The organism is Cronobacter sp. HA18006 (assembly GCF_011605445.1).
In the GTDB taxonomy this organism is placed as follows: domain Bacteria; phylum Pseudomonadota; class Gammaproteobacteria; order Enterobacterales; family Enterobacteriaceae; genus Cronobacter; species Cronobacter sakazakii.
The window spans coordinates 1-21,548 of sequence record NZ_JAANQB010000020.1 but is presented as its reverse complement, the minus strand read 5'-3'; the positions used below and the strand labels follow the sequence as shown (position 1 = coordinate 21,548).

Genomic DNA, 21,548 nt, shown 5'->3' with positions numbered 1-21,548 from the left:
GGCTTTCAGGAGAAGACGATGACACAACGAATCGCACGCCGCTGGCTTGCCGCGGCAGGGCTGGCTTCTGCGCTGGCCGCCGCGCCCGCCTTTGCGCAGAAAGAGATTGTCGTGGCCGTGGGTTCCAGTTTCACCACGCTCGACCCGTATGACGCCAACGACACGCTCTCCCAGCAGGTCGCCAAATCGTTCTATCAGGGGCTGTTTGGCCTCGATAAATCGATGAAAGTGCAGAATGTGCTGGCGGAAAGCTACAGCGTGTCGGATGACGGGCTGGTCTACACGATTAAACTGCGCAGCGGCGTGAAGTTCCAGGACGGCACCGATTTCAACGCCGCGGCGGTAAAGGTGAACCTCGATCGCGCCAGCAATCCGGATAACCACCTGAAGCGTTATAACCTGTATAAAAACATCGCCAGCACCGAGGCGGTAGACCCGACCACCATCAAAATTACCCTGAAACAGCCGTTCTCGGCGTTTATCAATATTCTGGCGCACCCGGCGACCGCAATGATCTCCCCGGCGGCGCTGGAGAAATATGGCAAAGAGATCGGTTTTCACCCGGTCGGCACCGGGCCATATGAACTGGTGACCTGGAACCCGACCGATTTTGTGAAGGTGAAGAAAAACGCCCACTACTGGCAGCCGGGGCTGCCGAAGCTTGACGCCATCACCTGGCGCCCGGTGGTGGATAACAATACGCGCGCCTCGATGCTGCAAACCGGCGAAGCGCAGTTCGCGTTCCCGATCCCTTACGAGCAGGCCGCCCTGCTTGAGAAAAACAGTAAGCTGGATCTGGTGGCAACGCCGTCAATCATGCAGCGCTATATCAGCATGAACGTGACCCAGAAGCCGTTCGATAACCCGAAAGTGCGTGAGGCGATCAATTACGCCATTAACCGTCAGGCGCTGGTGAAAGTGGCATTTGCAGGTTACGCGACGCCCGCCACCGGCGTGGTGCCGCCGACGATTGAGTTCGCGCAGCAGTATCAGCCGTGGCCGTACAACCCGGCCAAAGCGCGGGAGTTGCTGAAAGAAGCGGGCTACCCGAACGGCTTTAGCACCACGCTCTGGTCGTCGCATAACCACAGTACCGCCCAGAAGGTGTTGCAGTTTACGCAGCAGCAGCTGGCGCAGGTGGGCATTAAAGCGAAAGTGACGGCAATGGACGCGGGCCAGCGCGCCTCGGAAGTTGAAGGCAAAGGGCAGAAAGAGAGCGGCGTGCGGATGTTCTACACCGGCTGGTCGGCATCGACCGGCGAGGCCGACTGGGCGCTGTCACCGCTTTTCGCCTCGCAGAACTGGCCGCCGACGCTGTTTAACACGGCGTTTTACAGCAACCCGGCGGTGGATAAAGATCTCGCCGACGCGTTGAAAACGACCGACAAAACCCGCAAGGCTGCGCTGTATAAAGCCGCGCAGGATACGCTGTGGAAGGAATCGCCCTGGGTGCCGCTGGTGGTGGAAAAACTGGTTTCGGCGCACAGCAAATCGCTGACCGGGTTTTACATGATGCCGGATACGGGCTTTAGTTTTGAGGACGCGGATCTGAAATAACCGTCGCCGGAAGGTGGGTGCGAGCGTAAATGGCCGGAAGGTGGGTGCGCTACGCTTACCCACCCTACCTTTTATGCGCCCAACCGCTTTGGGGCGGGTAAGCGAAGCGCACCCGCCAGCGGCACAATATCAATCCCATACAAGAAGACGCGTTCATGAAGGAAAACAGGGTTTCGCATGTTTAGCTACATCATAAAACGCCTGCTGGGGCTCATCCCGACGCTGCTCATCGTGGCGGTGCTGGTGTTTTTGTTCGTTCATCTGCTGCCGGGCGATCCGGCGCGCCTCGTCGCCGGGCCTGAGGCCGACGCTCAGGTCATTGGTATGGTGCGCCACCAGCTCGGCCTTGATCAGCCGCTCTGGCAGCAGTTCTGGCACTACATCAGCAACGTGGTGCGCGGCGATTTCGGCACCTCGCTGGTCTCGCGCCGTCCGGTCTCAGAAGAGATTGCCAGCCGCTTTATGCCGACTTTCTGGCTGACCCTTGCCAGCATGAGCTGGGCGATGGTCTTCGGGCTCGCCGCCGGGATTGTCGCGGCGGTCTGGCGCAACCGCTGGCCAGACCGTCTGAGCATGACGCTTGCGGTCTCCGGCATTTCGTTCCCTGCGTTTGCCCTCGGTATGCTGCTGATGCATATCTTTTCGGTGCAGCTCGGGTGGCTGCCCACCGTGGGCGCCGACAGCTGGCGGCACTATATTCTGCCGTCGCTGACGCTTGGCGCGGCCGTGGCGGCGGTCATGGCGCGCTTTACCCGCGCCTCTTTCGTGGATGTGCTGGGAGAGGATTATATGCGCACCGCCCGCGCCAAAGGGGTAAGCGAAAAGTGGGTTATCCTGAAACATGGCCTGCGCAACGCGATGATCCCGGTTGTCACTATGATGGGCTTACAGTTCGGCTTTCTGCTGGGCGGCTCAATCGTGGTGGAGAAAGTCTTTAACTGGCCGGGGCTGGGGCGTCTGCTGGTCGATTCCGTAGAGATGCGCGACTATCCGGTCATTCAGGCCGAAGTGCTGCTGTTCTCGCTCGAATTTATTCTTATCAACTTAGTGGTGGATGTGCTCTACGCCGCCATTAACCCGGCTATCAGGTACAAGTAAGGATGCGACTTTTCAACTGGCGCCGACAGGCGATTTTAAACGGCCTGCCTACCGTTCGCCCGCACCAGACGCGCACGCCGTGGCATGAGTTCTGGCATCGTCTGAAGCGCCAGCCGGTGGCGCTGGTGGCGGGCGGTTTTGTGCTACTGCTTATCGCGCTGGCGCTGTTCGCGCCGTGGATTGCGCCGTTCGACGCCGAAAACTATTTCGATTATGACCGTCTGAATGAAGGGCCATCGATGGTGCACTGGTTCGGTGTCGATTCGCTGGGGCGCGATATTTTCAGCCGCGTGATTGTCGGCGCGCGGATTTCGCTCGCCGCCGGGGTGTTTGCGGTGCTGACGGGCGCGATTATCGGTACTGTGCTGGGGCTGCTGGCGGGCTTTTACGAAGGCTGGTGGGACCGCGTGATCATGCGCGTCTGCGACGTGCTGTTCGCCTTTCCGGGCATTTTGCTCGCTATCGCCGTGGTGGCGGTGATGGGCAGCGGGATGGCGAACGTCATTATCGCCGTGGCGATATTCAGTATCCCGGCCTTTGCTCGCCTGGTGCGCGGCAATACGCTGGTGCTGAAGCATCAGACGTTTATTGAATCGGCGCGCAGTATCGGTGCGTCTGATGCCACCATTCTGTTCCGGCATATCCTGCCGGGCACGGTGTCGTCGATTGTGGTCTATTTCACCATGCGTATCGGCACGTCGATTATCTCCGCCGCCAGTTTGTCGTTTCTGGGGCTTGGCGCGCAGCCGCCGACGCCGGAGTGGGGCGCGATGTTGAACGAGGCCCGCGCGGACATGGTGATGGCCCCGCACGTGGCGATATTCCCGAGCCTTGCGATTTTCCTGACGGTGCTGGCGTTTAATCTGTTGGGCGACGGGCTGCGCGACGCGCTGGATCCGAAGATTAAGGGGTAGTGCGGGAAGTGGTGGGCGCGTGTCGGGATGGCGGGTGCGCAAGCTTACCCGCCCTACGGCTAGGTCGATTGTGAATGGCGGGTGCGCTTGCGCTTACCCGCCCTACGGCCAGGTTGGTTGTGAATGGCGGGTGCGCTTGCGCTTACCCACCCTACGACCAGGTTGGTTGTGAATGGCGGGTGCGCTTGCGCTTACCCGCCCTACGGGATCGGTTGGTTCTGTGTAGGGCGGGTAAGCGCAGCGCACCCGCCGATGTCATGCACCCGCCATAAAAAAGGCTGCCACCGGCAGCCTTTTCACGTTAACGGCGCGCAGAAACCTTATACCAGGCTTCCCCACAGATCATACTCGTCGGCGTTCTCCACCTTCACACGCACCACATCGCCCGGCTTCAGTTTGGTTTCACCGTTCAGGTACACCGCGCCGTCGATTTCCGGGGCGTCCGCCATGCTGCGGCCAATTGCGCCTTCCTCGTCCACTTCATCAATAATGACCAGGATCTCGCGGCCCACTTTCTCCTGCAGACGCTCGGCGGAAATCTGCTGCTGCAACGCCATAAAGCGATTCCAGCGCTCTTCTTTCACCTCTTCCGGCACCTGATCCGGCAGATCGTTAGCGGTGGCGCCTTCAACCGGGCTGTACTTAAAGCAGCCCACACGATCCAGCCGCGCCTCTTTCAGGAAATCGAGCAGCATCTGGAAATCGTCTTCGGTTTCGCCAGGGAAGCCGACGATAAACGTCGAGCGCAGGGTCAGCTCCGGGCAAATCTCACGCCACTGCTTAATGCGCGCCAGCTGGCGGTCTACCGAACCAGGACGCTTCATCAGCTTCAGAATCCGCGGGCTGGCGTGCTGCAACGGAATATCCAGATACGGCAGGATTTTGCCTTCCGCCATCAGCGGGATCACATCGTCCACGTGCGGGTACGGGTAGACGTAATGCAGACGCACCCAGACGCCGAGCTTCGCGAGCTGTTCGCACAGGCTCACCATGCTGGTTTTGACCGGGGAGCCGTTCCAGAAGCCGGTGCGGTGTTTCACGTCCACGCCGTAAGCGGAGGTGTCCTGCGAAATCACCAGCAGTTCTTTGACGCCCGCTTCCACCAGACGTTTCGCCTCGGCCAGCACGTCGCCAATCGGGCGGCTGTCGAGATCGCCGCGCATCGACGGGATAATGCAGAAGGTGCAGCGATGGTTACAGCCTTCGGAAATTTTCAGGTAGGCGTAGTGGCGCGGCGTCAGCTTCACACCCTGTTCCGGGACGAGGCTCAGGAACGGGTTGTGCTTCGGCTTCGGCACATAGTGATGAACATGTTGCAGCACCTGCTCGTAGCTGTGCGGCCCGGTGATCTCCAGCACTTTCGGGTGCACTTCGCGGATCTGGTCTTCTTTCGCGCCGAGACAGCCGGTGACAATCACCTTGCCGTTTTCATTCAGCGCCTCGCCGATCGCCTCCAGCGACTCCTGCACCGCGCTGTCGATAAACCCGCAGGTGTTGACGATAACCATATCGGCGTCGTCATAGCGTGGCACCACGTCATAACCTTCGGTGCGAAGCTCAGTCAGGATGCGTTCAGAGTCCACCAGGTTTTTTGGGCACCCTAATGATATAAATCCAATCTTAGACATTTTTTTGTACAATCAATTGCTCACAATGCCGGGGATTATATAGATGCCGCAACTTTATAGCTACATCAGGTGGTCAACAGATAGGCAGGATAAAGGGACTACCAGAACCAGACAGGTAGCGGCGGCGAAAGCCTATGCTGAAGAAGCTGGCCTTGAAATGGTTGAAATTATCGAGCCTGGCGTAAGTGCTTTTCGCGGAAAGAACAGGGCGGGTAAGTTGGGCGACTTCATAGACGCCGTAAAAAACGCTGCTATACCGTCTGACTCATGGCTTTACTGTGAGAATCTTGACCGCCTTTCACGTGATCAGGTGGATGAAGCACTGCGTTTATTCCTTGAGTTGATAGGTTTAGGGCTAACGATTGTCACGGGAATGGATCGGAAGGTTTATAACCGAGATACCATCAGACAAAACCCTACTGATCTTATGATTTCTATTCTGATGTTTATCCGTGGCAATGAAGAGTCCGAAACGAAATCTAACAGGACTGTAGGTAATGTTGTTGCTTTGGTCGAACGCCACAAAGAAGGGTTGCCAGTAAACATTAAGTCAGTTGGCCGACATCCATTCTGGATAGATGATACTGGATCACAATATGAAGCAGTAAAAAAACATCCTTTTTACTGGAATATTGCCCGAGAAATAATTGATATGTTCTTGTCTGGCAATGGTGTTTACAGTGTTAAGAAATACCTTGATGAGAAATATCCAAATGGTTTGAAGGGAAGAGAGTGGGATTACCAAGTACTAAAAAAAATGCGTGATAACCGTGCATTGATTGGAGAACGTACTATAAATCTTAGAGGTGTACCTTATAAGTTAGAAAATTATTATCCGTGGTTGTGCAAAGATGAAGCTGAGTTTTTCTTATTGGAAAAAAGGAAACAACAAAACAATTACAAATCAAAAAAAGAGGGTGCAGACACAATAAAATTACTTTCTGGTCTTTCTATTCTCAGATGTAGTAAATGTGGCGGGACTATGCATTCATTTATGAATCATGGTAAAGCTCGATACATCTGTACTAATGGGGTACATCTACAAAAAAATTGTTCAGGTTGGTCAATTACAGCACAATTAGTTGAACATTGTACTATGATTGCACTCCTAATTGGCTACATGGATAAAAGTAGAAAAAATGGTAGTGATACAACCCTAATAGAAGAAGAACTCAATGAAAAAGAAAAATTGATCAAAGCTTTAGATTCTAAAATTTCAAATTTGGTTACTGCAATAGCTATTGCACCTGATGTAAATTCTTTGGCTCATTCTTTGAACGAAATTAATAGCAAGAGAAAGGAACTTGTTTTATCCGTAGAGAAATTGAAAGAAAGATTAGTTTCATTTCAAGGAAAAGGTTCTTTTGAAGTAGATATCATGGAATTTCTCATCCTTATTCAATGGGCTGTTTTTACGAACATGGAAGATAATGATAGGGATAAGATCAGAAAGATTATAGATGCAATTATTGAATATATCGTCGTAGATAAAACAAATGATTGCATAACTATAAAAATTAAATATTATGGTAATGATGAAGTTTTGGTGTTCGGTGGCGTTGATAGAAAACCACATTGGCGGTTTTCTATCGATTTTGATACAGGGAAAGAGGGGGCATTAACAGTACTTGAGAATGATCTAAAGGATGTGCCTGAAATCCAAAAGGCAGTAAGCTACTTGCATAAATTAGAAAAAGGTTATTTAGCAATGTATGATTCTGCGGTAACTATGCTTGCTGAAGTTGGTTATCCAGAAATTAAAGGTACACAATTTTGGCCTAACACTGGAAAGCACGAGAAAATAACGGTTGCTTTTGACGGTGTGGAACACACAATTTCATTTAACGGCAGGTTGCCTAAAGCGATAGCAAGTGCAATTGAAAAAACAGGATTAACTCGTCAACAATTTATTGAAAAATTCAAAATACAATAAAATATTATAGCCCCAACAATTTTGATTAAGCCCCGAAAGGGGCTATTTCATGTCTGTTTTTTACTCTCAGTACTAAATACTCTAAAGAGTGTACTTGAGAGGATGTATGAATTTATTAGTTAAAATTATTGTAGAAGTACTGGCATTCGTTTTTTGCGTTTGTGTATTATTACCATTCTATCTGGTTTGTTTAATCATCTACATGATCTTAGGTGTGCTAACACTACCTTTGAAGATACCAGTGATTAATAGATGGGTTAGGAGCTACCTGAAACGGGAAAAATAAACATGGTATAATATAGGTATCAAATACTTAATGCTTTCTCTCAACTTCTTCAGTACTTCCAGATTGAATCAACAATAAGGATTTAAAAATCCGTGAAACGATTTTGAAAAAAATCCTATACTAAAAATGTCTTCACATATCTCGCATGTTTCGAAAAATGTTAATAAATAATATATAGATTGTGACTCATCTTTCTTTCCATTGAAAAGAAATCCTACGCCGTAGGGTTCTTTTTACATGGGATTTATTACGAAATCGAAATCATTTAATAAGGAAAAAAATGAAAAACAAAAAGGATGTAAAAACTAATTGTGTGACTGTGCGATTAACTGAGCGTCAGTTAATCGCATTGCAGGAACTATCTAAGAGTGGCGTCTGCGAGCGTGAAACATTAGCAAGTGCTTTTCAGTACTTACTAAACCAACACATCATTCTAAAAAAGGGCTAACTCTCACAGGCCAAGTAGATGTGAGAAACGCGATCAAAGGATTTGACGCGTTAATTATAAAAGGAAGTTCAAATGAAACAATGGAAAAAAACGCAATATGAAAACTACATAATAAGCTCTGACGGTGAAGTTTTTAATACTAAGACTAATAGAAAACTAAAAAACTCATTAAGTAAATCGAATGGGTATTATAAAGTATCATTATCTGTAAAAGGATATGGTAGTAAAGTTATTGAGGTACATCGTCTTGTAGCCGAAGCATTTATACCACGCAATCAATCGTTGAAATTAGTAGTTGATCATATTGATGATAATCCGTTAAACAATGAAGTTAGTAATTTACAATGGATTACTCAGAAAAATAATATTGCAAAAATTAAAAACAGAAAGCCTGGTGTTCGTTTTACAAAAGAAGAGAAAGAAGAAATTATTAGTACTTACAAAACTGGCAAGTACTCATTGATTGGAATAACAAACCATTTCAATGATCTTTGGAATCGTTCAGTGTCACGTCAAGCTTATACGAGAATTATAAAAAAAGCAGGACAATAAAATACAAATGGCCTGTAGTGGGTGGAATTACTACAGGCCAATTATTAATTACATTTATACAGGAGTATTTATCATGGCAAAAACCTATTCAAGTTTTGATAATAGAAACATAAAAGCACTAATAAGTCAGTACAAGCTATACAAAGATATCCCATGTGAAGATATCAAAAACATTATGAAGGATTCAGTGGCTAAACTGAATGTGAGTTATAAGATTAGTGTCTACGATGTTTTTACAGTATTGAGTAATGAAGATGAAATACGAAATGATTTACTATTCAATACTATCAATCTTATTAAAGTAAAGCAGAATAAGAAACAAGTAAAAGAACGTATGATTAGGTATTACGGGGCAGCGATCACGGATGCAGCAAAACGAATAGAGCAATACATGATAGAACACCCAAACGCACTACCAGCACCAGCATATGGGCAAAGAACACTAACATATAAAGAGGTTGGTAATCTATTGGAACTACAAAAACAAGGTTATTTTATTGATGACATGATCGAGTACTTAAAGAGCTTGCGTTAATTGTGCCTTATTGCGGCATAATACGGCATATATCCATGCCGTATTACGGCAGAAAAAGCCCCTGAAACCCGCGTCTTACCATCAATACGGCAACTAAGTATAGAGATACGAAATCCATTCCATTTCATTCCATGTATTTCTTTCTCTATCAGTATTCAATGAAACTGTGACTGCGTCACGAATACTACTCGTCGTGAACTCCTCGTAGTATTGGTTAGAAACGTTCCGTTTTTCTCGCTGTACTCGAAAAGACGGAAGGCGTTTTTCTCGCTTTGCTCGATAGGTGTTAGTACAGCAAGTGAAGTACCTAAAGTGAATTGGTAAGTACGAAATGCCCCGCCAGTTTCACAACTCTCGCTCTGGTCATTTCCCCGTACTATGATGCTATTGGATAGCTACATAAAGTACTGGATTAAGTGTGCAATTTTTGTGTACAAAGAGGTACTTAAGAGAGGGATAACATGAACAGAAAACAATTCATCCAGTCGCATGGTGCTACTTGTAGTAACTGGACTTGGAGTTGGTCATTTGTGAATCACGACAAGAAGATGGTTATCTTTGGTGCTTGGGATGTTCAGAAAGAGCAAGAAAGATCAGTCATCCTAAGGGAGCGGTGGAAAACCAAAGTAGTTGATGGTAGGACAAGAAAAAATCTGGGATACATTCAAGCTATTGAACACATCCAGTTGATAGCTGAAGGTTATGATCTTTTCACATTTGATATGGAGCAGGGGCGAAACGATGAGGATAGAGATGTAGCTGTTATCAAACGTTTCACCCCTAAACTTGAAAAGCGTTACCTTCGAAAAGAAGGTACTGTCTGGTATGCAGACTTCTTACCTAATCCGTTCCCTGATGAAATTACCTCACCTGAAAACTACGCTGAAGGTACAAAAAAGCAAGTCACAGTAAACTCCTACGAGCGTGACCCAAAAGCACGGCAGGCTTGTATTGACCATCATGGTACTTCTTGCAAGTGTTGTGGGTTTGACTTTGAGAAAGTCTATGGCGAACACGGTAAAGGATTTATACACGTTCATCATATCAAACCACTGCATACAGTAGGTGAGAACTATGTAGTAAACCCGATTGAGGATATGGTTACCCTTTGTCCTAACTGTCATGCAATGATACATAGGGGAAGTGAAGTCTTAAGTTTAGAAAGATTAAAAATAATAGTTGAGAAAAAATGAGCATATTAACAGTAGCAGCTAAATATAAAGATTTTTTTTCAGTGCTTTCATTTATCATAGCATGTACTTCCTTATTTTTTTCAGGTAGAACAGCATGGCATGATAGATCGAGATTGAAAATTTCAGGGCGAGTTGTATACGAACCTGTTTACGAAAAGGCTTATAAAATTGAAGTGACAGTTCTGAATGTTGGTAGGCGTGATGCTGTATTAGAAGGGATTCTATGCCATTACGAAGGGAATAATGCCAGACATAGTTATGAAAAAAATGACTTTATACTTAAAGAAAAACAAAGAGAAATGTTTCAAATAGAATTCAGGGATTTAGTAATTACAGATGATGATGGAAATGCTTATGAGTTAGAAAACATTACCGTATTGGATGTTGAAGGGAAAGAGCATGAAATTCCTAATTCAAAAAATCTTATTGCAAGGTTTTTTAAAGATGCATAATCTATCGAAGATAAAGATAGCTAAACAAATACGATTGAATAACATAGCATTCATATGAAATAAGATATTTTAAGTTGATTTTTAGACTCACTACATTTAGGAGGCTGTTTGTTTAAATAGCATATGTTAGAATCTTCATATGCAAACAGCAGGGAAAACAAAATGCAAATAATGAGGATGACATACGACGACATTGATAATAATGGCTATGCCAAATTACACGTCTATGGAATAGGAACTTTCTCGGTTTTCAGTGGGCAAAACCCATATACCAATGATCCCAACTATGCGTACTTACCAAACAGTGCAATACCTACTGGACGGTACTGGATAGTCGATAGGCCAACTGGCTCTACATTGAATAAGATCCGGGCATGGGGCGTTGATACAATCACAGGTAATGACCACTCCGAATGGTTTGCACTCTTCAGTGCTCAAACCATGACAGATAGCATAATGATTAACGGTGTATCACGTGGTAGCTTCCGGTTACATCCACTCAGGCCAGATGGTTCTGGTTTCTCAATTGAGCAAAAACAGTAAATATATAGAAAGGTTAGCAGTACTAACCCACTATAGGATTTACAAAATGATAAGAATAGAATTTAACACCTACGATGATGGAACCTACTACTTTCTATATATTACCGAGGAAGTACGTATTGAAACGAATGGTATTGATGGCTTGCAGATTGAAACCCGCGATTCGAGGGTAAGGGATTTAGATGAACCGTTCCAGTACTTAACCATCAGAGACAGAGAAAGAAAAGACGAGTACTTTAACGAAAGTCTACGTAATCAGTACATAGATACCGTTATTGAAGCGGTGAAAATACTTAATAATTTAATATGAATGAGATGATTTTATTAGAGAGTGATGACCATTTTTTAAAGTCAGGGGCATCACAATCCATGTACTACCTATAAATTTATTTAAAGAGAGTATCAAAATCCACAGTCAAATTTCTAATTGAGTCAGCTAACGATTTATGTACTTCTTCAATATCTGAGTTATGTTGCTGCCAATTCTGTAATACGATATATATTCCATCATCCATGTTAAAAGAAGAGATGATCTTTGAATGTATTTTATTAGTTTTGCTTAAATGCGATATTAACGTATGGAATTTGTCAGTTTGCAGTACATAAATTTTCCAAATCTTTAAACCCTCACATCTTGTACCATAATCGATAACTTTTTTACTAAACTCTTGCCAAAGTTCATTATGTCGTTTGAAGTTATCTAAAAGATCATTTGGAGTAGCGTTATTCTCAGGTTTAATTATTAACCTGTAACTTGCTAACAAATGTTGCTGCAATATTCTTAACTGTATCATTTCGGCCATACACATACTGGCTTGCTTGAACCCTTCATGTTGTATCTTAGGAGAGATCCAATCTTTGGCATTGTACGCAGCATAAACAGCCGCACCAGCCATCGCCATATTACATGCAGCACTTACCCAATCAGTTACGCTCCCCCATTCGAATCCTTTCGCATCACGAAAAAGAACCTTGATAAGTACTAAGATTGCAACAATGAACAGCACTATAATAATGCCTAATAAAGAAAAATTTGTTTTTTTTAATTCCACTGTTGAAAAAATCCTCAATTAAATTTATTGATCAATTATTGTACTTTACCACTGTAAACGCAATCAAGTACACTCACAACCTCACGCCCCCCCACGATGGGTAGGTTTGTTGAAGGTGTGGGCGTGGGCGTGAAGCTACCATACGATAGTCCTCAGTACAGATTTACTCCCTTCAGTTCACATGTAAGTAAAGAAATTCTACTTAAGGCCGATACTATCCATGATGGGAAATCTGCTGTTGATTTCCTAACTATCATTACTGATAGCTTATAAGGACAAAGATGAAAAAATTATTATTAGCAGTACTATTCATGGCAGGTTCATCACAGGCCGCTACTATCTCTGAGGGTTTTTACTGCGACAGCTACGGCAATCTGATGAAGATGATCAGTGCCATCTCAACTAAAGATCAGGGTGTGATGTTGAAGATGCTTAAAGCTGGTAGTTGCGTTACAGTTGAAGAACCAATGACGATACGTAATGTACAGGTTATGGATCATGGGTTCGTGTCGTTCGGTCATTCCGGCGAGGTAGGGTATTCAGTACAACAATTCATTAAGGACTGATGATATGGCAATTACAGAAGCCAGCATTAAACGTACATTCACTGGTACAAAAGCATTGGCAGTTCTCTCTATCTTGGGCGGTGTGTTAGTGATGTTTACTGTTAGAAGAGAAGACGGATATGTTTCAACATTCACAGGGGATTCTGCTGTATTCATAATTGGGATGATCGCTACTGTACTGTACGGTTGGGTAGGTATGTTGGTTGGCTTACTCACTGTGCCAATCACTAAGATGTTTAGTATTGAAAGTAGAAGTATAAAAACAATATTAAGTATCATTTACTGGTTCGTTTTTTCTTGGGCCGTATATATTATTGGCTTTATTGTTTCCTACCTTGTTTTTGGTGATGATGAGGCGACATTGATAGAACTCAAACCAGCAATTGCTGTTGCTTCATTAGTTGTAGCCAGTATTCACACAGGACTTTTCCGAGAAATGTTGAACAAAGAATAATTATCAAATTAAATAAATGCCCCTTTAGTAAGGGGCTTTATATTAGAACGGTAGTTCTTCTTGTCCACAAAACCAATCATCACCATGTTGTTCAATCACACGTTGTTCAGCATGTAGATAGCTCACAGCGTCCAATACATCTTTGAATGGCGTTTCGCTAATCAGTACAAAACAATCCCTTTCAACCGTTTCCAGCCAGAACACCCCGCCTACAGAACCTTCAAATATTACCCGATCACCAAACTTGAATTTATCAAGAGCACTCCCCCAATAGCAGACCGTGAACCATACCCCATTGTTGGAGAACTGGTGAACACCTCTACGTACTGATGGATCGTAACCGTTCTTATTATCCATTCCTTAACCCTCCAAGCAAAACTAAGAATACTGTAATTATATACAGTGCCAAATAAAGCACCATGAATTAGATAAAAACGATCATTTTCAATAGGTTATGTTGTTATCTTTAGTGAGGTTGATACTGTATTAATAGGAAAAAACGATCAATGATCTATCATTAATCGAATGAAGAGATAATAAAGGATGATCACCACAAACTTCATAGCAGAACCAATCATGACAACATCAGGCCAGCTCATAGGCTGTGAACTGTTAACCCGCTTCCATCGTGAAGATCTGCCAGTGTTGAACAGTAAGTACTTCATCATGGCTATGACGGTTGAAGGGAAGAAGGAACTACTGAAACAACAATTGGAGGCCGTAGAAGTTTATGCGGCCTGGTTCAGAGATAACCGGCTTTTCTGTACCGTTAACGTTGATACAGTACAGGCACGGCTATGTGTCTTTGACAGGGATATTATTCAGCTATTGGATAAGCTGGAGTTTGTCAGGCTTGAGATCTCAGAAGACTTTGATGGTCTTGAAAAGGGTATTGAACATCCGATACTCAGAACACTATTAAACGTTGGCTATCGCTTGTTCCTTGATGATCTTGGTTCCGGTCAGGCTAACGTAGCAGCGTTAACTACTGGATGCTATGAGGCCGTAAAACTTGATAGAGCGTTCTACCGTCAGGAAGTACAGAAACCCACATTCAACGTACTGATGAAGAACATCATGAAGTACTGCCCGTATGTGATCGTTGAGGGAGTAGAACAGCGGCAAGAGCTACCAGTATTACGCGATGCTGGAGTAACAGCGATTCAGGGCTACCTATACCGTTCAGTACCATTCCATAAAGTTAATAGTTTGCTATAGATCTCAATAAATGAAGCCCTACCAGTTTTAAGCTTGGTAGGGCTTCATTTAACAATTTAATTAAAGTTATAAGATAATATTTCGCCAGTTTCGCCATTAAATTTGCAGGAATACTGGACATTCTTATATGCACCAAATCCATTCTGTACTTGAGCTTGGTCACCATACATTTCAATCACTTTTGAATCTTTACTAACCCATGCGTAATTTACAAAAGCAGGGTTGGTAATCGAATCCTTCCATTTAAAGTCATACTTAGCTAATTTCTCGATAGCTCGCTGACATTCATAAACAGGATTGTGGTGATTTTTTGCATAGCCAATCGGATTCTTATCTTCTTCTGCTTTACGTGCTTCCTGTCGAGCATCTTCTTTTGCTTGACCTTCCTGCCCCCAAATACCAAAAATTGCGACTGAGGAAACAAAGAAAACAGGTATAGCAAGTAATAAGCCTACAAAAATGATACTACCTTTCTCCCAATTCTTTTTTGTACCCTTATGCTTAACCCATTGATAGGCAGCAATAGCTATTGCTGCGGCTATAAACAGACTTGCTTGTAGATTCATATTCATTCCTTGCCATAAAAAGAGCTATGAAATTGTCATTATGTAATCAGCGGCTATCATTTACTTGGTGTTCTTTTCAAGCATTTCAATGATTAGCTTTTTAGTTTCGATAGAGCACAAAGCCACGTAGCTTTCTTCATCATTAGAGTTAATCTTTTCGATGCGTGTACTTAATTCTTTAATGAATGAGTCGCTTCTAATTAACTCAACAACTGAGTTAGCAAACTCTTCTTTTTTCTTTTGAGAGTAAAGAGAAGGCATGAGATTACTCACAGCAACTGATGTAGTCTGCCATTTTTCTGGACTAACTGCTTCTTCAGTAGCTTTCCTTAAATCTTCTTCTTTTTTCTTTTTGAAGAAACGTTTAAAGCCAAGTGTAAGAGTTAGAATAACAGCATTTATAATTTGCTCTTGAACAGACTTTGGTAACTTAGTGAACAACTCAAAGAACTTTAAGATCGCAGCCAGCATAAAACTAACCTCGTATGTGTGTAGATCGAAAAGATTATCATAAAGTACTTAAATGTTTCAATCACCAAAATAGTAAATAAACAAAATAGGTTCTCCCCGAATTTTTAAAGCATCGAGTAGTTTCGCCGCACCCTTTGAATAAAATATATGCTGTTTTGAACCTAATTCATTCACAATACGAGGAAATATGACGTACTTACAATTAGCAAAAATCTACGGATACGATCCTGCAACAGTTAGCCGTGATTGGAAAGCAAAAGGTTTAGATATAGATGGAACAGACGATGAGATCTATCGATGGGTACAAGATAATGTACTAACACCATTGAGAGGGCAAACAGATTTAAAAGAAGAAACTCAACGTGAACAATTACGATTAGCAAAAGCTAAAGCAGACATTGAAGAAATGGAAGCTGATCTAAAAAGAAAGAACTTAGTAGAAGTGGATTATGTAACCGACACACTTTCAAGTTACTTACTTCAACTAAAGAACATGTTGCGTAGTATTCCAAACACAACTTATGTAGAACTCTTTGCAAGTGAAGATGCAAACCAATTGAGGGAAACGCTAAAAGATAAAATTGATGAAGTACTCAGAGATATTGGAAATTATGAGTACGAGGAAGATGAATATGAAAATGGATTTTCAGAATCAGAAGAAGCTAATAAAGATATTGAACCAGGCGGTGAAGAACATACTACCGCCAGAGAAGATCAAACCGAGTGAATGGGTATGACCTGCCCCCAGGATTAGATACAACCTTCAGTTAGTAATGTCAGTTGGTTTTTCTTCAAATTTCCCGTTTCGCCAGCCCGCTGCAAATTCAGCCGGCGTGAGGTAATTCAGCGATGAATGTGGTCGACACTCGTTATAATCCTGCCGCCAGTCATTAATTATTTCCCGGGCATGTAGAATATCGCTGAACCAGTGCTCATTCAGGCATTCATCCCGAAAGCGGCCATTGAAACTCTCAATAAATCCGTTTTGCGTTGGCTTGCCCGGCTGGATTAAGCGCAACTCAACACCATGTTCAAAGGCCCATTGATCGAGCGCGCGGCAGGTGAACTCCGGGCCCTGATCGGTTCTTATCGTTGCAGGATAGCCACGAAACAGCGCAATGCTGTCCAGAATACGTGTCACCTGAACGCCTGTAATCCCGAATGCCGTGGTGATCGTCAGACACTCCTTCGTGAAATCATCCACGCAGGTCAGGCACTTCATCCTGCGGCCGCTGGCAAGTGCATCCATGACAAAATCCATCGACCATGTCAGGTTCGGCGCATCCGGGCGAAGAAGCGGAAGCCGCTCAGTCGCCAGTCCCTTGCGGCGTCGCCTGCGTTTTACACTCAGGCCGTTGAGATGATAGATGCGGTATACCCGCTTGTGGTTGACGTGAAGGCCCTCCCGACGCAGTAGCTGCCAGATGCGCCGGTAACCAAAGCGGCGGCGCTCAAGTGCCAGCTCTGTGATGCGTAGAGACAGCTGCGCGTCAGCAGCCGGACGCTGAGCCGGGTAACGGCAGGTCGACAGGGACAAACCTGCCAGCCTGCAGGCACGACGTTGCGACAGACTTGCGGCCTCACACATGACTTCCACGGCTTCCCGCTTCTGGTCTGTCGTCAGAACTTTCGGCCAAGAGCTACCTGAAGCGCCTCCTTATCCAGCATGGCTTCAGCGAGCAGCTTCTTGAGGCGGGCGTTCTCCTCTTCAAGCGACTTGAGCCGCTTCACTTCGGGAACTTCCATGCCACCAAACTTCTTGCGCCAGGTGTAAAAGGTAGCGTCTGAAATAGCATGCTTACGGCAGAGTTCCCGGGCTGAAATCCCGGCTTCGGCCTCGCGGAGAATACTGATGATCTGTTCGTCGGAAAAACGCTTCTTCATGGGGATGTCCTCATGTGGCTTATGAAGACATTACTAACATCGCGGTGTGTTAATCAACGGGGAGCAGGTCAGTATCACGAACCTTGATGGTTCTAACGGTACTCAGTTAGTGATGAACAAATCCGGTACTCCGGTACTGAATTTCCGTAACTTCTCATCAGCAAGTACTGGTGCATGGTACAAGGTCTATACCACTGCCGATAAGCCTACTTTGTCAGAACTTGGGGCAGCAGCGGCTACTGATCTCAGTAACTACGTACCGATTACCCGTACCATCAATGGCAAACCATTAAGCGGAAATATCATTCTTGTAGCAGCCGATATTTCTGATGTGTACTCAAAAACACAGACCGATAACAGCTATGTTCCTAAAGTGTTCCAGTTAAACGGACACGCACTAACAGGTACGGCGTTAAACTTGGTAGCAGCCGATATTTTAGATGTATATTCACAGACGCAGGTTAATACAAACTTTGTTGCAAAAACTACTACAGTAAATGGATTAGCATTAACAGGTAATATTACTCTAACGGCAGCACAGTTAACGGATATGGCAAGCCTAAGTTATAGTAATAGTACTTTCGTTCCAAAGACGTTCCTAATCAATAACAAGTCGTTATCTGGTACTAACATTCAATTGGTAGCAGCAGATATTAGTGACGTATATTCTCGTACCCAGGCTAACGATCTCTTTGCACTACGTATTACTACTGTTAACGGTTATCCATTAAGTTCTAACGTGTCTCTGAACTATAATGATGTAGGTACTTACTCAAAATCACAGATTGATGTAAAGAATGCAGCACTACAGGCAAACATTGATACTAAGGTTACTATCACTCAAGATTTGTTAGTACTAAATACCGTAACAGACGCACTTAGTCTTGATATGTCAGATGGTAAAAGAGTGTTCTCTGCAACACTTACCTCTGCGAGTACTCAGTTAAGCATTATCAATGCAAGCGGTAGTACTAAGAACAGCCAAGCTATCACGGTATATCTGACGCAAGGCACAGGTGCTAATAAAATAGAATGGCCTTCGAATGTTAAATGGTCATACGGACGTACTCCAGTATTAACCTTCACTAAAGATTCAGTTGATGTTTTTCAATTCACGTCAATAGATGGGGGTAGTACCTGGTACGGCTCCTTACTAATGGCGGATCTTCATTAATGATTAGAAAAGGTAACATAAATAATGCCCTTCAAATGTTAGAAGGACATTTGAAATTTTTAGAACGAAATACAGGTTTAACTAACGATAACAAAACTGAACATTTTGTTTTTAATCCAGATAAAGTACTTGCAAATAACAGGCACTTTATAGCGGAAACTGGATGGGAAGCACAACCTGATGGTGACGCAACAACAGAAGGGCAGTCATTAGCAATTTTAGGTGCAATATACGCATATCAAGCAACCAAAGAACCCCACTATCTGGAACTGGCAAAGAATTACTTTAACGGGTATCACAATGCGTTCTACAGAGGGGTAGCGTTTCCAGATCCACCTGATGGTTCATTACGCTGTAACTGGATATGTAACGGCAAAGCTCCGGTACTGGCACACTATCCATTAGATCCAGAGTACCCAACTCATGGAGGCTTCAAGGGAGTACTGTTTACATGGACAAACGGACAGACACAGATACCACACGGTGCACCAAACTATGGTGAGTACCTCGATGCAGTATGGTTCGCTTTTCCTGAACGTGCTTCTTTAGGCTGGAATCAGGTAAACGCTACTGTATATGCGTGGGATTCAGAAGGTTCGGTGGACTGGAAAACCAAAGCACCTACATACAATGTTGATTGGATCGTTGACCGAACAGGTCGCAAGGTAGATAGCAATGGTAATGTACTGGCAGAAGGGCTAACAAGCCAGATCGGTACAGTCCAGCTCAAGGATACTTCCATCAACGGTAATTACCGCTTCAACTATGCAACACGTAACCCTGTAGAACATGGCGGTTATCTGATGGGGCGTAATGAACGTTGGCACAACAGGCCAGTACATGTACCAATTGATAACTATGGTTCCTTTGATTTCGCAGATAACGCATCAGATGCCGAATTGTGGTTCTGCCAGGCAGCAAAACTACTATGGGATATCACAAGCGAGCGTAAGTACTGGTTAGCCTGGCAAAACTCAATGATTACCTGTATTGGGTACTCTGATATAGATAAATTCGATAAGTTCTTCCGTAAATCTACCGCAGCAACAACACCTTTTACAGACGGTATCTCATATGATTATTTCTATCCAAGTAATCAGGCTGCTACTTACTCGCGTGATGCTGATGGATATATTGGAATTAATCAAAGTGCATCAGCACAAACCACACTTGAACAACAATCAATCTGGTTCAAATTTAATAATAGTAGCAATTTCTATGTTGAATATGGTGGTGTAGATACCTCTGGTGCTGCATTAAGTCTTGCCGTTGCATTAACTGTGAATAAAACAAAAACAGATGAAGGTGCAATTAGATATCGTTGCGGTCTGCCAATTACTCAAACGGATGGCAGTATTCAGGCAATGAGTATACCTATGAACCACTTTACACGAATTGCTAAGCCAGATGGTGGGCAGTACTTAACAGCAGATATGCGTATGATTTCTGATTATGGTGGTAACACCGTAACTAAACTTGAATATCAAAGCGGCATTACAGGTAAGTACTATGATAACGTCATAACAAGTACTATGGATAGTGACGGTAGTTCTACAGTAGGTTTCTGGATTTTCAATAAAGAAGAACAGGATTTAGTTTCTTTTACATACCGTACTTATGCTGATGATTTTAACATCCGCATTATTGATGATCTTGGTTGGCGGTGGTGGACTGTGTTACCTGCAAATAATGGTGCATGGGTTACACAAACATTTTCAGTCTTAGATTTTAAATTAAGCTCATATCAACCTGATCATCAAGAAGGCGATGAACAGCCTGGACAACCAACCCTTACCGCACGTAAAGAGTTTACGTTACTACTTGATACCGATCCGGTTGATGGCGTTAGCGGTCGTATCGACTGGTACTGCATTAATGACCTACCAGCACTCTATGATGATGGCGGTACAGGTGATTATTCAGTACTGCTAAGTCTTAGGTTCAATGACAGTACCGGAAACGGGTATACAGCCCGCTTAGGCGATTGTGTGATCAAGCAGTACATGCTTGATAGTCTCTCATACACACCAGGCTTGATACCCTTCAGTAACATCACAGATCCGTATGCTCAGTTGTATTCTGGCTGGCATGGCCTTCCATACCCAGGGTATCAACTACCGGCTATATGGTGCTTTCAGGGGACCGCAATTGATGAAACCAGATTGAATAACAGTATGAGGTTCTTATGTGATGCTCAGAACTGGTTTACGAATAAGTTTCATCCGACTGTACCAGGCCCGTGTGCACAGGCGTTTGTGTGGAACCGTCAAGACGCATTAGCGTACTTACCTGATGGTGAACAACCCGACGTATTCATCATGCAGCACTGGTATGAAGAGGCATGGTCTGGTTATGAACCTCGTGCGTTCTTTGCAGGTTGTGATGTAGTCCATGAACTTTATCAACGTGGTGATTACACCATTCCACAGAACATACTTACGTACTGTAAGAACTGGATGAACTACTTAAAGTGGTTCATGAAAAATAACGATGGCCATGCACCAACACGATTTAAAGATAATGGTGAAGTTATCTATGATGGCTTTACAGGTCATATGTCAGGGCTATGGCTTGCGGGTGTATCAATGATGGCGATTGCTGGTTATCCAGATCATGAATTACTTGATTTACTCTTTGCTGAGATACAACAAAACTACGATGTAATTAGTGCTAATCACGTGATGAATGGAGCATGGTCGCCAGCCATTAGAAGTGGCACACCTACAACAAGCCAAAACAATTCAATGTACTTTGGTTTCTATACAGGTGAATTACTAAGAGGTTTAACTTTATATATGAAGTACTACAACCTAAATACATAAATAATATATGAAAGGGATGGCAAGGATCGTTATCCCTAAATTTAAAGGAATAATAAAATGGCTTTTAATTCTATTTGAATCGCCACGGATAATCTAGACACTTCCGAGCCGTTGATAATACTGGTTTTCATATTCTGTCGGTGACATCTGTTCGCTAGAACCATGCCGACGCTTACTGTTATAAAACATTTCGATGTAATCA

The 21,548-nt window shown here is 44.2% G+C and carries 24 protein-coding genes; 17 read left to right on the top strand and 7 right to left on the bottom strand.

The features are described 5' to 3' along the window. Positions 1–18: 18 nt before the first annotated feature. The 3 genes from gsiB (at position 19) to gsiD (ending at position 3,569) form a co-directional block, all read left to right on the top strand. A complete protein-coding gene (gsiB, locus tag G9X48_RS09175; RefSeq protein ID WP_097640702.1) occupies positions 19–1,557 on the top strand; it encodes a glutathione ABC transporter substrate-binding protein GsiB in 1,539 nt (512 codons plus the stop codon). A 177-nt stretch (positions 1,558–1,734) separates the two neighbouring features. After that, complete coding sequence (gene gsiC / locus G9X48_RS09170) at positions 1,735–2,655, top strand: glutathione ABC transporter permease GsiC (RefSeq protein ID WP_004388438.1); 921 nt, start codon at positions 1,735–1,737, stop codon at positions 2,653–2,655. Positions 2,656–2,657: 2 nt separating this feature from the next. Continuing rightward, positions 2,658–3,569 (top strand): glutathione ABC transporter permease GsiD, encoded by a 912-nt coding sequence (gene gsiD / locus G9X48_RS09165; RefSeq protein ID WP_097640703.1) that lies wholly within the window; start codon positions 2,658–2,660, stop codon positions 3,567–3,569. A 320-nt stretch (positions 3,570–3,889) separates the two neighbouring features. Here gsiD and rimO read toward each other — a convergent pair whose 3' ends face one another. After that, complete coding sequence (rimO, locus tag G9X48_RS09160; RefSeq protein WP_097640704.1) at positions 3,890–5,197, bottom strand: 30S ribosomal protein S12 methylthiotransferase RimO; 1,308 nt, start codon at positions 5,195–5,197, stop codon at positions 3,890–3,892. A 43-nt stretch (positions 5,198–5,240) separates the two neighbouring features. On the opposite strand from rimO, the gene G9X48_RS09155 reads away from it, so the two are divergent. The 8 genes from G9X48_RS09155 (at position 5,241) to G9X48_RS09120 (ending at position 11,449) form a co-directional block, all read left to right on the top strand. After that, the gene (locus tag G9X48_RS09155) at positions 5,241–7,130 is read left to right on the top strand and encodes a recombinase family protein (protein ID WP_097640705.1); all 1,890 of its coding nucleotides are present in this window, start codon (positions 5,241–5,243) and stop codon (positions 7,128–7,130) included. Between the two features lie 566 nt (positions 7,131–7,696). Further along, positions 7,697–7,864: a hypothetical protein gene (locus G9X48_RS09150; RefSeq protein ID WP_154231959.1), complete on the top strand. Its 168-nt coding sequence runs from the start codon at positions 7,697–7,699 to the stop codon at positions 7,862–7,864. 72 nt (positions 7,865–7,936) lie between these two features. After that, complete coding sequence (locus G9X48_RS09145) at positions 7,937–8,416, top strand: HNH endonuclease signature motif containing protein (protein WP_105536314.1); 480 nt, start codon at positions 7,937–7,939, stop codon at positions 8,414–8,416. 73 nt (positions 8,417–8,489) lie between these two features. Next, positions 8,490–8,951, top strand: coding sequence for a hypothetical protein (locus tag G9X48_RS09140; RefSeq protein ID WP_097640707.1), 462 nt, complete (start codon positions 8,490–8,492; stop codon positions 8,949–8,951). A 461-nt stretch (positions 8,952–9,412) separates the two neighbouring features. Then, positions 9,413–10,144 carry an HNH endonuclease gene (locus G9X48_RS09135; protein ID WP_097640708.1) on the top strand — a complete coding sequence of 244 codons (732 nt, stop codon included), beginning with the start codon at positions 9,413–9,415 and terminating at the stop codon, positions 10,142–10,144. Then, a complete protein-coding gene (locus G9X48_RS09130; RefSeq protein ID WP_097640709.1) occupies positions 10,141–10,596 on the top strand; it encodes a hypothetical protein in 456 nt (151 codons plus the stop codon). Before G9X48_RS09135 ends, G9X48_RS09130 begins: the two co-directional genes overlap by 4 nt. 123 nt (positions 10,597–10,719) lie before the next feature. After that, complete coding sequence (locus G9X48_RS09125) at positions 10,720–11,139, top strand: DUF2778 domain-containing protein (protein WP_308726420.1); 420 nt, start codon at positions 10,720–10,722, stop codon at positions 11,137–11,139. Then, on the top strand, positions 11,072–11,449 hold the full coding sequence (locus G9X48_RS09120; RefSeq protein WP_165770542.1) for a hypothetical protein: 378 nt from the start codon (positions 11,072–11,074) through the stop codon (positions 11,447–11,449). The genes G9X48_RS09125 and G9X48_RS09120 overlap by 68 nt, the downstream gene beginning before the upstream one ends. Before the next feature lie 76 nt (positions 11,450–11,525). Here the strand turns inward: G9X48_RS09120 and G9X48_RS09115 are convergent, their stop codons facing one another. Then, on the bottom strand, positions 11,526–12,191 hold the full coding sequence (locus tag G9X48_RS09115; RefSeq protein ID WP_105536313.1) for a hypothetical protein: 666 nt from the start codon (positions 12,189–12,191) through the stop codon (positions 11,526–11,528). Between the two features lie 281 nt (positions 12,192–12,472). Between G9X48_RS09115 and G9X48_RS09110 the strand changes: the two genes are divergently transcribed. Beyond that, positions 12,473–12,757: a hypothetical protein gene (locus G9X48_RS09110; RefSeq protein ID WP_097640713.1), complete on the top strand. Its 285-nt coding sequence runs from the start codon at positions 12,473–12,475 to the stop codon at positions 12,755–12,757. Positions 12,758–12,761: 4 nt separating this feature from the next. Next, positions 12,762–13,211 carry a hypothetical protein gene (locus G9X48_RS09105; RefSeq protein ID WP_097640714.1) on the top strand — a complete coding sequence of 150 codons (450 nt, stop codon included), beginning with the start codon at positions 12,762–12,764 and terminating at the stop codon, positions 13,209–13,211. A gap of 42 nt (positions 13,212–13,253) precedes the next feature. On the opposite strand, the gene G9X48_RS09100 is transcribed toward G9X48_RS09105, so the two are convergent. Beyond that, entirely contained in the window at positions 13,254–13,568 is a 315-nt protein-coding gene (locus tag G9X48_RS09100) for a hypothetical protein (RefSeq protein WP_097640715.1), read from the bottom strand. Between the two features lie 186 nt (positions 13,569–13,754). On the opposite strand from G9X48_RS09100, the gene G9X48_RS09095 reads away from it, so the two are divergent. Next, complete coding sequence (locus G9X48_RS09095) at positions 13,755–14,429, top strand: EAL domain-containing protein (protein ID WP_097640716.1); 675 nt, start codon at positions 13,755–13,757, stop codon at positions 14,427–14,429. A gap of 56 nt (positions 14,430–14,485) precedes the next feature. Here the strand turns inward: G9X48_RS09095 and G9X48_RS09090 are convergent, their stop codons facing one another. Together G9X48_RS09090 and G9X48_RS09085 are read right to left on the bottom strand one after the other, a co-directional pair. Then, a complete protein-coding gene (locus tag G9X48_RS09090; RefSeq protein ID WP_097640717.1) occupies positions 14,486–14,995 on the bottom strand; it encodes a hypothetical protein in 510 nt (169 codons plus the stop codon). 60 nt (positions 14,996–15,055) lie between these two features. Continuing rightward, the gene (locus G9X48_RS09085; RefSeq protein ID WP_063921996.1) at positions 15,056–15,466 is read right to left on the bottom strand and encodes a hypothetical protein; all 411 of its coding nucleotides are present in this window, start codon (positions 15,464–15,466) and stop codon (positions 15,056–15,058) included. Between the two features lie 187 nt (positions 15,467–15,653). On the opposite strand from G9X48_RS09085, the gene G9X48_RS09080 reads away from it, so the two are divergent. Further along, on the top strand, positions 15,654–16,193 hold the full coding sequence (locus tag G9X48_RS09080) for a hypothetical protein (RefSeq protein WP_158686284.1): 540 nt from the start codon (positions 15,654–15,656) through the stop codon (positions 16,191–16,193). Between the two features lie 36 nt (positions 16,194–16,229). Here the strand turns inward: G9X48_RS09080 and G9X48_RS09075 are convergent. Beyond that, positions 16,230–17,350, bottom strand: a protein-coding gene (locus tag G9X48_RS09075; RefSeq protein ID WP_105629659.1) for an IS3 family transposase whose coding sequence is annotated in 2 segments (ribosomal slippage) — positions 16,230–17,092 and positions 17,092–17,350 — 1,122 coding nt in all. Because the reading frame shifts where the segments join, the coding sequence is not laid out codon by codon here. Between the two features lie 109 nt (positions 17,351–17,459). On the opposite strand from G9X48_RS09075, the gene G9X48_RS09070 reads away from it, so the two are divergent. Together G9X48_RS09070 and G9X48_RS09065 are read left to right on the top strand one after the other, a co-directional pair. Next, entirely contained in the window at positions 17,460–18,524 is a 1,065-nt protein-coding gene (locus G9X48_RS09070; RefSeq protein WP_166499926.1) for a hypothetical protein, read from the top strand. Then, positions 18,524–21,346, top strand: coding sequence for a hypothetical protein (locus tag G9X48_RS09065; protein ID WP_105536312.1), 2,823 nt, complete (start codon positions 18,524–18,526; stop codon positions 21,344–21,346). The genes G9X48_RS09070 and G9X48_RS09065 overlap by 1 nt, the downstream gene beginning before the upstream one ends. A gap of 93 nt (positions 21,347–21,439) precedes the next feature. Here the strand turns inward: G9X48_RS09065 and G9X48_RS09060 are convergent. Continuing rightward, positions 21,440–21,548: IS3 family transposase (locus G9X48_RS09060; protein ID WP_131729156.1), on the bottom strand; the 109-nt coding region annotated here is incomplete at its 5' end.